Consider the following 13,562-nt stretch of genomic DNA (forward strand, 5'->3'; position numbering starts at 1 on the left):
TGGATCCCTTCACTGGATGAAACGCAGGTCGACTGTTTTGTGGGCATCCTATCGTTCACGTCAGTGAATGGACAATGAAAGAGTCATTGCATGGTGTCATTGAATGGCTGAGGTTCTGTTGCGCGTGGCCGCCGAGACCTCCGACAGTCCGGTCAACCACACCCTGAACGGCATCGCCCGCCCCCTGCACCTGCGCGAGAGCTCGACGCCGAGACCCTCACCCGGGCTGTCCGTGCTCTCACTGCATCGCCGAACAACACGGCTTCCAGCGTCACGTATCAGGACGCACATGGGCACCTCGCCATCGATCGCGAGTGGCTCAGGTCACTCTTCCGAGGCGTCACGAAATACCACTCTCCGGAGTCCTCTTACGAGACGTTCTCACTGGACGCTCCACACCCGGAGTGCTGACAAGGAAGGGAAAACATGAGCGCACACCACGCCCACAGGCCCACCGAGAGGGAGATCATGGATCTCTACACCCGAGTAGCTCGTGAAGAGGCGGACGAGTGGGTCCGCAAGCTGGTGGGCGTCGACCGGCCGGTGTCCGCGCAGGAGGCCCAACAGGCGTTGGGCGATCTGTTTGACCGCTGGGCCGACCCGACCCACGCCCACAGGCCCACCAGGGAGGAGTAGACCCCACACGCGGAAACGACTTGCTCTCACGGTGTTCACCGTGAGAGCAAGTCGTTTCCGCGTGTGACATGACTGCCTAGTTCGCCTCGGCGGAGAGGGCAGCGCGCATTTCCGAAGGCTGGTCCCTCCTCCGATGCGGGCTCAGGGCGGCGGTGTAGGCAGTCGAAGATTGCCTCAGGACGCTTGAATTGAAAGGAGATTCAGCCTCGGTGGGTGCGGACGACGATGCGCGCGTCGGACTTGAGCAGGCGCTTGTTGTCGCTGACGAGCTTCCCTGTGACTTGGACCCGGATTCGTCGTTCAGCCGGGTGCTCGTTGATGAACGTCGCGATGCCGGTGGTCACCTCATCGGTGAGCTTGGCGACCGCGGCGCGCGCGCCTCCTGAGTCGGAGTCCGACTCGCCCTTGTCCTCGACGAGGTACTGCAGGACCTTCCGGTCAACGTCGACGCGCACGTTGTGCTTGACCGCGACCTCCTGAACGACCGAGCGCATCTTGCCGCGCACGATTTTCTTCTGAGTCTCCTCTGACAGCGGTTGGAAGGGCACGATCGCGTCGATGCGACCCAGCAATTCTGGCGGGAATCGGTTGCCGCCGGTTGTCTGCGAGATTGAGCGCCGGATGAGTTTCTGGTACTCAACGAGGTTCTCGCCCGATCCGGTGTCCGACGAAGCGTAGCTCGCGATCGTCTTGTAGATCTCCGAGCCGGCGTTGGTGGTGAGCACGATATAGGTGTTGAGGAAGCTCACCGTCCGGTTGTTGTCGTCGGAGAGCCGACCGTCGTCGAGAACTTGGAGCAGGATGCGCGTGACGATCGAGTGCGCCTTCTCGATCTCGTCAAAGAGCAGCACAGAGTAGGGCCGGTCCCACACCCGCTTCGTCAGTTCCGAGCGGAAGACCGCGTAGGACTCCTCGCTCGCGTACTCCGTCATGTCGAAGCGGATGAGGTGTCGCTCGTCGTCGCCGAAGATGAGGTTCGCTAGCTGCTTGACCGTTTCTGTCTTACCAGTGCCTGTACTCCCAGTGAATACAAAGGAAGCTCTCGGCTTGCTCTTGTCATTGAGGTCGGCCACCGACAGCTGCAGGCGACGGGCGAGCATGCTCGTGGCGAGGTCTTGGCTGAACACCCGCTCGTCGAGCTCGACTTTGATCCTCGCCCCGTCGACACGGACGTCGACGTTGTTGCCCGTCGACTCCATGATCACGTCGGCGAGCAATTCTCGGTCCATGGACCGGTCAGTGATCCGGTGCCAGCCCACCATTGAGTCGAGTACGAGGATCGACTTGCGCGGCTGAGAGCTGGCCGGGATGTAGCGCTGGGTGTACTCGTAGATCTGCTGGAAGATGTGGTCGTCGTAGAACTGGTCGGCGACTCCATAGCGACCGGCCATCCCCTTGAGGATCTCGACCGTCGTCGCCTGGTCCGGCTGGGAGAGGTTGATGCGCTGGAGGCGCTCGACGAGTGGCTGGTTGGACGATATGTGCTTGTGGAACTCTTCGTAGGTCGTCGCTGCGATGATCCGGATCCCGCGTGTGCCCGAGGCCGCCAGCACCGGTTTGATCGCCTCTGTCGCGGCGTCGGAGAGCTGGATGATCTGGTGAAACTCGTCGATGAAGAGTACGAGCTCTTCTTGCTCGATCCGGTGGAACTCCTCGGCCTCGTCGAAGAAGCGCTTGAGCAGGGCGGCCATCTGCTGGCCGTTGCCAGCTTCAGCGATCATCCGTGCGGGGTCGACTTCGAGGTAGCGGCGCTGAGAATCCTGGACCGACACCGCTTGGACAAGCGCGGTCTTTCCCGTGCCGGCCTCGGCCAGCAGCAGCACGTTCGACAACTCGGGCCGAGCCATCCCCGCCATGACCTGTATCTGCTCCCGTTCGCGGCCGACGATCTCGCGCTCCGCTGGCTTGAGCGGGTCTGACAGCTTCGAGAGGGTCGGGTAGGCCGCATCGAGCCTTTCGTCGTGGAACATCTACCGGATCGACCCCCTGGACATCTGACTGATTCGATTGAATCACAAGTGGAAAGATTATCAAATGAATGATTCGAATGCGCGCATAAGAGGGCTCGGGGGTGACTCCCTCGGGTCCTTTCGGGGGCCCTCGAACCGGATCGTCTTGCCGACCTTCGGGTCCTGACCTGCGGGCTGACCGGTAGTCTCTTCGCCGATACTCCCGGGCTGCTCGACCGCGGCTCGCCGCTCAATTCCGCCTGCTCGACCTCCCTGGAGACAACCCCGTAGACCGGCACGGTCGCAACGACATCTCGATGTGCTCGTCCGCCGTCTCAGACCCTCATCTCGTGCTCGGCGGTCTTCGCCCTGGGGCCCGCTCGACCTGTACCCGGGATGCGTCGCCGCGGTTCGGGCAGCGGCCCGCCTCGCCGGATCGCCCGCGTCGAGATCGCATCAAGCGCGGCGACTCCGCGGCCCGAGTGCGCTCTCATCTGTCACCACTTCCTCCCTGGTCCGCGTCTGAAATGAGCGGAAGGCCCGCACCAGGGAGGGACTCCCTGGTGCGGGCCTTCCGCTCATGCGGTCGATGCCGATCAGCCGATCGAGGGCTCCGGTTCGGCGACCTGCGCCTGGACCGCGAGGGCCGGGGCCGGGGTCGCGTCGGGTTGGGTGGTCTGCGCCTCCTGGGTCTCGGCAACCTTCTCGGCCTCGCGAGCCTGCTTGGCCGCCCTCATCGACTTGAACTGGTTCTCGAGGGTGTTCGGTTCCATCTTGAAGTCGGCCTGGCCGATCTCCTTGTTGGTGTTGATGATCAGGCCGTCCTTGGTCGGCATGACGCTGGCCTTGACCGCGAACGCCGCGCCGATCTGCTCGCCGCCCTTGTTGGTCACAGACTCGACGTTGGGCCCGGCGGCGGCCTTGATCTTCTCGAACTGGTCCATGGAGTAGCCCGCGCCGTTGTTGTAATAGGTCCTGCCGTCGCGCTCCTGCTTCCGCGAGACCAGGTGGAGGTTGGTCTGGCCGGGGCCGCGAGGGTCCCTGTGGTCGACCATGACGTCGAGGAACTGACTCCTTCCGTTCCTGGTGACGTTGTTGAAGTGGGTCTTGACGATGAGGTTGATGTTGGTCATCGCGCCTTCGCCCGGGAGGTAGGCCATGATCGTTCCCTTTCGTCCAATCCGCCTGCAATCAGGTCGGTCGTGATCAGTGCCGCCAACAGGATAGATCTATTGAATCACCGAATAATGGTTCTCACAGTAGTACTATTACAGATCATTGGCAATCATTGAATCATGACTCTAGGTCTCTTGCTGGGGTTGGCCTAGGGGAGTCATGCTGACGATCCTGGCCAGCATTGGATGCCGCCCCGCTCGCTTCGCGTGCGGCCCGGTCGACCCGAGCAGTAACCCGCACCGCCAGCTCGGCGTCGAGCGAGGATGCCTTTGACCGGCGTCCCACCTCGACCCGCTCCTGCTCCGCCCGCAGCTCGGCGATGCGAGAACGCAGGACGAACTTGCCCGTCTCGGCCTGCCCCGCCGACAGCGCCAGCACCGTACGCGTCATCGCCGCCACGTCGTCGACGGGCAGCTCGACGATCGACGCCGATTGACCCGAGCCCTCGAGGTAGTCCATCGCCGCCACGACCAGCTGCCGCCGAGTCCGAGCCGCGGCCAAGAACACCTGTCCGGCCCGCTGCCCGACCTCGACGTCGGAAACGAAGTCGTAACCGAGGTGATGGAGATCGAGGGCCTTGACCTCAGCGAAGTCGTGGCCGACCCCCTCAGCGATGACCGCATCGTCGGTGACGGCCTCGCCCCCGCTCTGGTCAACGCCGAGCTCGAGGACCAGGCCCGAGCTAGCCAACCGGCTGCGCAACTCGGCGACTCGCTCGTCGTAGGACCGCTTCATCGTCGAGATCCGACTGTCGAGGACGGCCCGCCCAGCCCTGCCCTGGGTCAGGTGTCGGCCCCCGGGCTGGTCGTAGACGTCGCGGCCGATCCACTCGGCCTCCTCGGCGTCCTTCATCCGCGCCAGCGAGACATCGGCGCGCAGGCTCATCAGAGACAGCAACCGGGCCCCGTAGTCAGAGATGGCCTGCTGCTCCTCGTGCCAGGCCCTGGAATCGGCGAGGAAGGGCAGGAAGTGCCGATACTTGGACACCACCTGCTCGTGCCAGCGCTGCTCAAAGCGGTAGTGGTCATAGAGGGGGCGCGATGCCACTGCGGCGACGCCGGCGGCATCCGAGCGCTCCCAACGCAGGGCGAGCCTCCGATTGTGCTCGGCCTGGCGGCGGTGGTGGGCCATGCGCGAGGAGTAGCTACGCAGACGGAAGCCAAAGGAGATGAGGTCATCGGTCTCCTTGCCCTGAGCCCGCTCGTGGGAAGCGGCCACGGCCATGCGCTCGTAGTCCATCCCCATGACCTCGAGCATCGGGGTACGCACCGTCAGCTCCTCGACCGGCATCGCTCGCAGCAGCTGGTAGACGCCGTTCACGGCGCGCTCGACTATCTGGGAACGGCCGCGGTCAATGAGCCGCTGCCACTGCTCGGTCGACAGGTCCTCGTTGGCCCGTCGATTGTCGGCGTAGTCGCGGATACGTTCCATGGCCGCTGGCATGGGCGAACCGGGGCGGGCCAGTTGCTCGGCCACGAGCTCGGTCACCAGCGCATTGGCCTTACGCATCGACGCCGAGTTCGACCCTGCCCGCCACAGGCTTCGATCCCCCGCAGGCAGGCACGCGAGGATGAACTGCGGCAGAGCCTCGGACCGGATCCGGTCGTGGGCCCAGCGCTTGATGTAGGTCGTGACGTTGCGCCGCTCATAGCCAACCGCGCTGGAGAGGTGGGCCACGGCCTGTTTCTCGTCGAGCCAGGCGTCGATGCCCCGCCGCAGCCGGGCCTTGTGCCGGTCGAGCAGCTTGCCCTTCTGTGCGCCGTCCTTGGCTCGCCGCCCCGGGCCTGCGTCAACCATGGCCAGGTGGCAGTGGACGTGCTCGGTGTCGACCTGCACGACCCCGACGTAGCGGAGGTCGTCATAGCCCCCGGCGCCCGACGCCATCCTCTCGAGTCCGTGCATGATCGCCATCCGCAGCTTCATCTGGTCGAGGTGGCCGCGGTAGTCGCCAGCCTTCTCGCAGCGGAAGTCGGGGGCGACGATGCCGTGGCGCTTGAGGTAGACCTCGTCGAAGGACAGCACAGTCTTCATCACCGTGTGTCCTCCCTCAAAGAGGCGTTGAATGTCGGCGCTGGCGGACCGCAACTGCTCGTCGGACAGGGACACCGAGTCGTAGCCGAAGGCCACACCTCCGTCTCCCTGGGCGTGGCGCATCTCGTACCTCGCCTCCCGGCGCGAGGGCATCCGCTCCACCGCCGAGTCGCGCGCTATGTAGCGCAGAATGAAGTCATCGGTGCGCAGGCGCCGGATCGGGGCCACGGACTCGGTCGCCCCTTTTCGGGCCATGTACCGGATCACGTACGCCCCCGGTGTCCCGCCGCGTGAGCCCCTGCCTCCGGAGTGGGGCACGCTGAACTCGTTCACCACGACGATGTCCGTCTTCAGTGGCACAGCGCTGGTCTTCCCGTCGATGGGGCCAACCCCGGCCCGCGATGAAGTTCACGCATTCCGGGGCTGGTCGGTCTGGTGTCGCGCCAGTGGGGCCTCAGTACTCCCACTCGACCTCGCTCGAGGGCTGTTCGAGCTCGGCGGCGCGGGCGGCGACCTCGGCTTTACGTCTGTCGAGCGAGGACGAGTCGGTCGCGAGGAAGGCCCATTCCCGTTCGCCGTCGTCCTCGTTCCTCTCGCGCAGCGAGGACGCCACCTGCTGGGCGTAGAGGTGCTCGGGCGTACCCTCCTCTGCGGCCAGTCCGGCCTGGAACGCCTGGCGCTCGGCCTCGATGGCGTCCTCGATCTCCCGTTTGCGCCCGTCGAACTCATCGAAGACCGTGAGCTCGTTGACGGCCTCGTCTTCTTCACGAGTGGACTCGACGTTGTAGACGTCCTCGCCGAAGAGGCTGTCGAATTCGCCGGAGTGGGTGGCCACCGTGGGCTCCCCGGTGACCTGGGCGACCTCGGCCTCGGAACGGGAGAAGTCGTCGAAGTAGGCGGCCAGGTCGTAGCCGGAGGTCTCTAGGCTGGCGGGTAGGTGGCCGCGGCGATGGACGTGGGCGAAGACGATCGGTAGCTGGCCGCCGTCAACGCCGGGGTCGGGGGCGAGCACCACCGCGTCGATCTCGGCGGGCAGCTCCCACTCCACGCCAGTGACCCGACCGTCCGGCACGCGGAAGTCGGTCTGGAAGTAGCCCTTCTGAGCCATGTGGACGAGCTGTGCGTCGTCGAACTCATAGAACACATCGACCTGCTCCGATCCGACCGGGTACGTCAGCTCGGTCAGCCCGTGGGGCATCCCCTCGGGCAGTGCGATGGTGCGCATCTCGCCGATGACATGCAGGTAGGGTCGATACTTCTGGTCCTGGCCGTGGTGGGCCAGTTCGATCGTGTCGACCAGCACCCCGACGGTGGCCGGGATCCGCTCGAAGCGCTGGACCTTGACCCCTTTCAGGTTCAGCACCCGCTCGGCCCACACGTCGGCCATCGTCAGTCCTGCGGTCCGCATCATTTCCTCCGCTTCCGGTTCCTCTGCTTGCTGCCACTGCTCGTTGTGGTCTTCTCCCGTCCAGAGCGGGCGCGCTCAGGAGCGTCAGCATCGAACTCCAGTTGCGCGCGCAGCCGCTCGATCTTTCGTGTCCCGGCCCGCCACAGGCCCCGCATGATCGCGACCTCGCCGATCATGAGCATCCCGACGACGAACAGCAGGGGCACCAGCCACACCGCGAGAAGGCCGTCGACGCCCACGCCAGGCCCAGCAGCTCCCGACTCCATATGCAGCCACGCACCCACGGCAGGCAGGAGCGAGGTGGCGGTCGTGAACACGAGCAGCCAGTAGAAGACGACGGTCGAAGTGCGGATGAACCCGACCATGGCCCAGTGCTTCTTCCTAGTCGCCCGCCTCTTGGCCTTGTTAGCGCCCTTGAGATCGTCAAGCAGTCGCCTACCCAGGCTCGGGCGAAGCTCCTCGTCCAACAAGCCCGCACGGGAGGAGTGGTCGGTCCCCTCGACCTCGGAGATCATTTCGGTGCGCTCAGTGGCCCGTGTCATCGTGTCGTCGTCCTTCTCACTCTTCGTCATCAAGGGTGGGCGCCGTACGTCTGGTCAGTTCTCGCCTTCTCCTGCTGAGGGCTCGGTCGTCAGCTCAACGCTCTCGTCCTTCGTAGCCCGGCCTCCGTCGGCGGCCTCGAGCCTTGCCCTGCTGGCGTTCGAGGCCCTGTGGGCCTCGGCCTCGACGAGTGCGCCGTCCTGCTTGGTCGTCGCGGTCAGGAAGACGAACTGGGCCCCGCCCTCGTCCGATTCGAGCCGCGCCAGTGCGGTGTAGCTGTAGTCGAGACTGCTGATCCCCGCGACCTGGACGTCGAGGTCGGTCAACCGGTGATACCGGCCCTCGCCGGTTGCCATCCACTCGGGCAAGAACTCGGTGAGCGTGCGCGAGTCCGGTCCGAGAACATCCCAACGGGCATCGAGACTGATCTGCTCATCACGCACCGACCTCGACGACGCCGATGCTTCGGCCAGCGAGAGCACGAAGGTCCTGATAGCGTTCCGGTCGCGCTTGACCCTGTCCGCGTCGATCCCGCCGAGCTCGGCGATCAGCTCGGAGTGCCTGTCTTGTAGCTCGGCCTCGGCCCTCTCCTTGTCCTCGACCAGTCCGGCCTTCATGCCCGCGGCCTGCTCGGACGACGAGGCCTGGTCTCCGGGGCCCAGAGCCATCACCAGGCTGGCCACGGACAGCGCCAGGAGGCCGGCGCAGATGCTGAGGAAGACGGTGTTGGCGCGCTTCTTCAGCCACGCGCCCAGGCCCTGATTCATTCCTGCTTCACCTCCACGCCGCGGGCTGCGCCGTGGACCGTCGTACCGATGCGGACCTCAGAGAAAGTCTGGCTGGTGAGGTCGTAGTTCGCCGATGCCCAGGCGAGCACCGCCGGGTCCTGGTCTTTGGCGGGGTGGCGCTCGATGGCCTGCCAGGTCACGGGGATCGTCCCGTCGACTTCGATGGTGGCCGGGCTCGCCACAATCCACTCGAAGCCTGAGTCGAAGCTGGCGGGGATGCCTACGGCCTCTGGCACCGAGGCGTCGGAGGCGAGTAGGTACCAGGGGTCGAGCGCTGAGGCGTCAACTGAAGGTGTGAACAGGGGAGTGAGATCGCGGCGGGTCGAGGTCACCAGCGCGGGGTCGAGGGTGCCGTCGGCGGACTCGATCTGCGGCGTGAGGTGTCGGTAGTCGTTCTGAAGGCCCGCGACCCGGTCGGCTGAGGCCAGCGCCTTGACGAGTCCGCGCTCGGCGTCCCGGCCCTCGGGCAACTCTTCGGCGCGGGCCTCGGCTAGGTGAATCTTTTCGCGCAGGTCGAAGATTTCCTGCGCATCGGCTCCGCTCACCTCGGGGCCGGTCGAGCTGGAGGAGCCGAAGGCGAGCACACCGGTGACAAGGGCGACTACGAACATGATCACTCCAGCCACCACGGTGCGGGTGCCTAACAGCTGCTGTTCGCCATCCTCTGCGCCCACGTGCGAAGACTTGTCCCCGTCTGGTCCCGGCTTCGTCTCCACTTGCCTGTTTGCGGGCGTGATGAACACCCGCCTCGACGCGGCCTCGACGACGTCCTCGTCGGCGTCGGTCCTTTTGGTCTTTGTCGTCACCATTCTTCTCTCGACTCATTCGTTCGTTCTACCGAGACATTCTCAAGAGCGAGAATTCAAAAGTGTTGTTATGTGGCTATCGACTCGACCGTGTCACCCCCGGGGGAGGGGCGCCTGTCAGCTCCATAACCTCCCCTTCGTCGTTGACGGTGAGGTGCAGAAGCATCCGCCTCGTCTCGGTCGGTGTCTTCCCATCGGAGCCCGGGCGCACGTTGCTCGAGCTCACGTCGACTTCGGCGACCACGGCGTACACGTAGTCCGTGCCGATAACCCTGACCGGGTCGATGTCGATGTCCCCGCCGAGAGAGAAGATCAGGCCCACGGCATCGATGTAGTACTGGCTCGTGCCGTCAACGACGGTGTAGGTCGCCGGAGGCATGAACTCAGTGAGGAAAGGGCCCTTCTCGTCGAGGTCGAAGCCGTCGACGAGGTCCGCACGGGCCGCCTCGTAGGACTTGCCATCGTCCCAGGTGAAAGCCGTGGCGAGCACGTCTTCGATAACCACCCTGTCGGCGATCAGCCTCGACTTCGTCACTCCGAGGGCTTCATAGGTGTTCGCCTCGGCGGCCTCGTTCTCAGCGGCCCGAGCCGTGGCCAGTCGCCTTTCGAGGCTGGCGATCTCCCCGGCCTGGGCGTCGAGCCTGCGGCTGCGATCCATCTGCTGCAGCCCCGTTCCGATGCACGCGGCCACGAACACCGTGGCGGCTATGAGCATCCAGAGGTTGCGCCGGAGGAATCTCGGTCGACCTGTCGAGGATCGCTCGCTCATGTCGTTCGCCCGTCCTCCTCTTCTCTTGTCGGCGCGATGTCGGACTCGTCGGTGCTCAGGTGCTCGACCCCGGCGGTGGTGACGACGAGATCGAGCCCGACGAACGTGCCCTTCTCGCCGTCGAAGTCGGCGCTGGCCCACGCCAGAACGTCCTCAGTCTTGGTGTCGGTGCACGTCCACACCGCGTGAGCCAGGCCCTCCTCGCCCACGACCGGCATCGCCGACGCTACGGCCCAAGTCGAGGCCGACTCCGGTGACGGGGTGCGCCCGTCGTGGCGGACGTACCAGGCGTAGCGGGGATCGATCGTTCCCGGATCGTGCGAGAGGGCCGTCGACCACTGGTAGGCTTCCGCGTCGTCGTGAACGAGGGCCTCGTCGGCGAAGTACGGTGCCAGCGCCCGGCGATGCTCGGCCACGTCCTCCATCTGCGGGCTCGGAGCGCCGTCGCCTGGAGTGGGGGCCGATGCGGCCTTGCGGTAGAGGTCGATGAAACCCTGCTGTTCCATCGCGACCGACTTGGCCTTCTCGGAGACATCGGTGGCCAAAGCGGTGAGCAGGGCCTTGGTCTCTTCGTTGTCTCGGGGCTCCTCGGCCTCGGCGACGTTCTGCGTCAGGGACATGATCTGCTCGAAGTTCTCGGCCTGCTGGGCCCGGTAATCCTCCTCAGAGACCGCGGTGAATGTGAGCAGGGAGAGGATCAGCGTGCCGACGGCGGCCACACCTGCCTTGCGCAGGGTGCGGGCGTTGTCTTCGGGCGTGCGCGCGGCCAACTGCGCTCGCTTCTCGATGGCCCAGCCGTCAAAGGCCGACTCCAGCTCGGCGCCGGTCATCCTCCGCACCGGCCTGCGGTTGGCCGTGATGGCCTTCAGTTTCGCCTTCACCGACCGGTCCCTGTCCGAGGCGCTTCCCCCGCTCTCGTCCGGCTGCAGGCTGACATCCTCGTCTCTGCTCACACTCGATCCTTCATGACCATCAACTCTCATTCAAAGACGAATCAATCATAGCGTGAAAGATCATTGATATCCGAGTGGTGCGCCCGGTCGGTTTAGAGACGCGAAAGGGCCCGTGACCGCTCGAAGCGATCACGGGCCCAAGGGCGCGGCCCGTGCTTGATCAGACCTTCACTTCGCCTCCCTCGATGCGGTCCGAGAGATCGGTGAACGACCAACCGGCGTCCTTCCATTCGCTGACCTCGACCCACCGGGCACGGCCCGGGAAGGCGCAGTAGGCGGCCTCACCGATGAGAATCCGGTCGCCGTCGATGCCGAGGACAATGCCCGTATGACCGGCAGCCGAGGAGTTGCCGTGGGAGAAGACCGAGTACGGGGTCGGCGTGTCCGAGGCCTTCGCGCTCAGCAGCTGAGCCATGACACGAGCGGTGTCCTTGCCGTTGTTGCTCGCGTATCCCATATCCCACTGCGCGTACTTGTGCGCGAAATACCATGAGAACGAGGTGCAATTCTGCACGTAGGAACCGTTGCACTTGGCTGGTCCGCCTCCGTCGGCGAACGCCTCGCCCAGGACCTCGTCGGCCTCCTCGTTGTACAGCTCCATGAGCTTTTTGGCCGTCTTGAAGTCAATTCCGCCGTCCTTGAGGCCGACCGCGCCCCCACTCTCGCCGTCAGAGCCCCCACTGGAGCAGGAGACGGTCGAAACCGGGACGACGTCGGTGACCGCGCCGGACGAATTCCAACTCACATGCGGGTGGTCCATGTGGTTCTCTGTCGGCGAGCCTCGATCCGGCATCGGCTGCCAGTCGGTGTCGCCCTTGCTGAAGTTCCAGATCCGCTGTTGCCAGATCACGTACCGCACGTCGCCGAGCTCTTTGTGATTGTCGATGACGTACTGCGCCAACGCGTCGCCGGCCTTCTTGCCTTCGTCATCGAGCGCGACCATAAAGTCCACGGCCAGTCCGGCGGTGTGACCATGCGCATCATCGTCGTACGCACCGCCGCCGTCGCGGTAGCCGCCAGCACCTTGGAGACCTGACCCTGGCCCGTCCTTGAATTTCGAGTAGATGAGGTCTGCGGCCTCCTGTACATGCGGCTTGACCTGCCCGAGGTCGAGCCGCTCGGCGGGACCGTCATTGACGGGCTCGACTTCAGACGCATCGGAGGCGGAACCTTCCTCCCAACCATCCATGGCCGCAAACCACTTCTCGGCCGCCTCCTGCCGAGCGCCGAGGGCGGGCACGCCAGCCCGTTCCCACTGCGTCAGGAAGTACTCGGCCGCCTCCGACGGCGACCCCTTCTTCTCGGAGACCATGCCCTTGATGATCGCCACATCCGAGGGATTGTCACCGTCGGGATCGGTCATGAACGACAGCTGGATCTCCATGTCGTACCACTGGCCGCCGGCTGCCTCGGCGTACTCCTGCAACTTGGTGTTGCGGTCGGCCGTCCACTGGCCCAGGCCGATCCCGTAGTTCGTCCCGCCGCCGTCGAGCTTGGCCTTCTTTTTCGGGCCGAGCTCGTAGGGCTCGTCGTAGATGCCCTCGACGCCGGTCGGGTCAAGCTCGGATTCGATTTCCCAATTGCCGAGAATCCCGGCGATGTTCTCGTCGGGCATGCCCATGCCCGAGAGCACCTTGTACACAGCCTGGGCGTGGGCCTCCTCGTCCGCGTTGATGTCGCCGACCCTGATCGGGTCCGACTCGGTGTTGACAATGCAACCGTACGAGGAGTTCCCGTCCCCGTTCGCCGCAGCCTGGGAGTCAATGACAGCGCTGGCGAGGGTGCCCGCCGCCAGCGCGATCACCGCTACCGTGGCCACGACCGCCGATATGGTCGCCGTCGCAGGGGCGATGGTAAGGCCCACAACGGTCGCGACGACGCCGACGATAGCCGAGCCGATCGCTCCGAAGACGCCGCCGATGATCGCTCCGATCATCTGCGGAATCGCCAACACCCAGGCCAGAAGCGACTGCATGAAGCCTAGCGTCGCCGCGGCCACCTGCATCATCAGCATCTTCAGCCACTTGAGCAGGGACATCAGCGCGATGAGAGCCCCGGCCGGAGGAGAGGCGGCGACGCCGCCAGCCACCGCCACGCCCTTGGCCACCTTCGAGCCCGGGGGCTCCTGGTTCTCCTGCTCACGGGCATAGCCGGTCCCGCCCGCGCCGAGGGCCCTCTTGCCGCCCTCGACCGCGTCCTTGCCGCCTTCGACGGCGACTCCCTTGGCCGCGCCGATGACAGCACCGGGCAGCGCCCCGACCCCGCCTGCGGCTGCACCCTTCTGGGCGCCGCCGATCGCACCCGAGACAGCCGAGCCCGCATAGCGTCCCGCCGCCCTGCGCCCTGTGGAGCTGCCGTCGCCCTCGATAGCCTTCTGCGCAGCCGATCCCGCGAGGTTGGCACCGGCTCCATCGACGCCCTTCGATGCCTTGTCGACCTTCTCCAACGCCTGAGCGCTTTCGGCAGCTTTGGCCGTCGATCCTGCTGCCGGGACGGGCCCGAGGCT

The 13,562-nt window shown here is 65.4% G+C and carries 11 protein-coding genes; 1 reads left to right on the top strand and 10 read right to left on the bottom strand.

Annotated features, from left to right (window positions below):
• The first annotated feature begins 426 nt into the window (after nucleotides 1-426).
• Nucleotides 427-636: a hypothetical protein gene (locus AC0VYM_RS12050; RefSeq protein WP_475462201.1), complete on the top strand. Its 210-nt coding sequence runs from the start codon at nucleotides 427-429 to the stop codon at nucleotides 634-636.
• Nucleotides 637-836: 200 nt separating this feature from the next.
• On the opposite strand, the gene AC0VYM_RS12055 is transcribed toward AC0VYM_RS12050, so the two are convergent.
• From AC0VYM_RS12055 to AC0VYM_RS12100, 10 genes are all read right to left on the bottom strand, one after another.
• Nucleotides 837-2,606, bottom strand: coding sequence for an AAA family ATPase (locus AC0VYM_RS12055; protein ID WP_475462203.1), 1,770 nt, complete (start codon nucleotides 2,604-2,606; stop codon nucleotides 837-839).
• Nucleotides 2,607-3,181: 575 nt separating this feature from the next.
• On the bottom strand, nucleotides 3,182-3,745 hold the full coding sequence (locus AC0VYM_RS12060; RefSeq protein ID WP_475462204.1) for a hypothetical protein: 564 nt from the start codon (nucleotides 3,743-3,745) through the stop codon (nucleotides 3,182-3,184).
• A gap of 133 nt (nucleotides 3,746-3,878) precedes the next feature.
• A complete protein-coding gene (mobL, locus tag AC0VYM_RS12065) occupies nucleotides 3,879-6,152 on the bottom strand; it encodes a relaxase MobL (protein WP_475462206.1) in 2,274 nt (757 codons plus the stop codon).
• A 94-nt stretch (nucleotides 6,153-6,246) separates the two neighbouring features.
• Nucleotides 6,247-7,200 carry a hypothetical protein gene (locus AC0VYM_RS12070; RefSeq protein WP_475462207.1) on the bottom strand — a complete coding sequence of 318 codons (954 nt, stop codon included), beginning with the start codon at nucleotides 7,198-7,200 and terminating at the stop codon, nucleotides 6,247-6,249.
• Complete coding sequence (locus AC0VYM_RS12075) at nucleotides 7,200-7,772, bottom strand: hypothetical protein (protein WP_475462208.1); 573 nt, start codon at nucleotides 7,770-7,772, stop codon at nucleotides 7,200-7,202. Before AC0VYM_RS12075 ends, AC0VYM_RS12070 begins: the two co-directional genes overlap by 1 nt.
• Nucleotides 7,773-7,796: 24 nt before the next feature.
• Nucleotides 7,797-8,507, bottom strand: a complete 711-nt coding sequence (locus tag AC0VYM_RS12080) for a hypothetical protein (protein WP_475462209.1) — start codon at nucleotides 8,505-8,507, stop codon at nucleotides 7,797-7,799.
• Nucleotides 8,504-9,334, bottom strand: coding sequence for a hypothetical protein (locus AC0VYM_RS12085; protein ID WP_475462211.1), 831 nt, complete (start codon nucleotides 9,332-9,334; stop codon nucleotides 8,504-8,506). Before AC0VYM_RS12085 ends, AC0VYM_RS12080 begins: the two co-directional genes overlap by 4 nt.
• 76 nt (nucleotides 9,335-9,410) lie before the next feature.
• A complete protein-coding gene (locus tag AC0VYM_RS12090) occupies nucleotides 9,411-10,103 on the bottom strand; it encodes a hypothetical protein (RefSeq protein WP_475462212.1) in 693 nt (230 codons plus the stop codon).
• On the bottom strand, nucleotides 10,100-11,056 hold the full coding sequence (locus AC0VYM_RS12095; protein WP_475462214.1) for a hypothetical protein: 957 nt from the start codon (nucleotides 11,054-11,056) through the stop codon (nucleotides 10,100-10,102). Before AC0VYM_RS12095 ends, AC0VYM_RS12090 begins: the two co-directional genes overlap by 4 nt.
• 160 nt (nucleotides 11,057-11,216) lie before the next feature.
• Entirely contained in the window at nucleotides 11,217-13,502 is a 2,286-nt protein-coding gene (locus AC0VYM_RS12100) for a phage tail tip lysozyme (RefSeq protein WP_475462216.1), read from the bottom strand.
• Between the last annotated feature and the right edge of the window lie 60 nt (nucleotides 13,503-13,562).

This window comes from Nocardiopsis sp. iso_237 (genome assembly GCF_056173345.1).

Coding starts and splice junctions, on each gene's coding strand:
- AC0VYM_RS12050 (WP_475462201.1), top strand. CDS start 427: ATGAGCGCACACCACGCCCACAGGCCCACCGAGAGGGAGATCATGGAT.
- AC0VYM_RS12055 (WP_475462203.1), bottom strand. CDS start 2,606: ATGTTCCACGACGAAAGGCTCGATGCGGCCTACCCGACCCTCTCGAAG.
- AC0VYM_RS12060 (WP_475462204.1), bottom strand. CDS start 3,745: ATGGCCTACCTCCCGGGCGAAGGCGCGATGACCAACATCAACCTCATC.
- AC0VYM_RS12070 (WP_475462207.1), bottom strand. CDS start 7,200: ATGCGGACCGCAGGACTGACGATGGCCGACGTGTGGGCCGAGCGGGTG.
- AC0VYM_RS12075 (WP_475462208.1), bottom strand. CDS start 7,772: ATGACGAAGAGTGAGAAGGACGACGACACGATGACACGGGCCACTGAG.
- AC0VYM_RS12080 (WP_475462209.1), bottom strand. CDS start 8,507: ATGAATCAGGGCCTGGGCGCGTGGCTGAAGAAGCGCGCCAACACCGTC.
- AC0VYM_RS12090 (WP_475462212.1), bottom strand. CDS start 10,103: ATGAGCGAGCGATCCTCGACAGGTCGACCGAGATTCCTCCGGCGCAAC.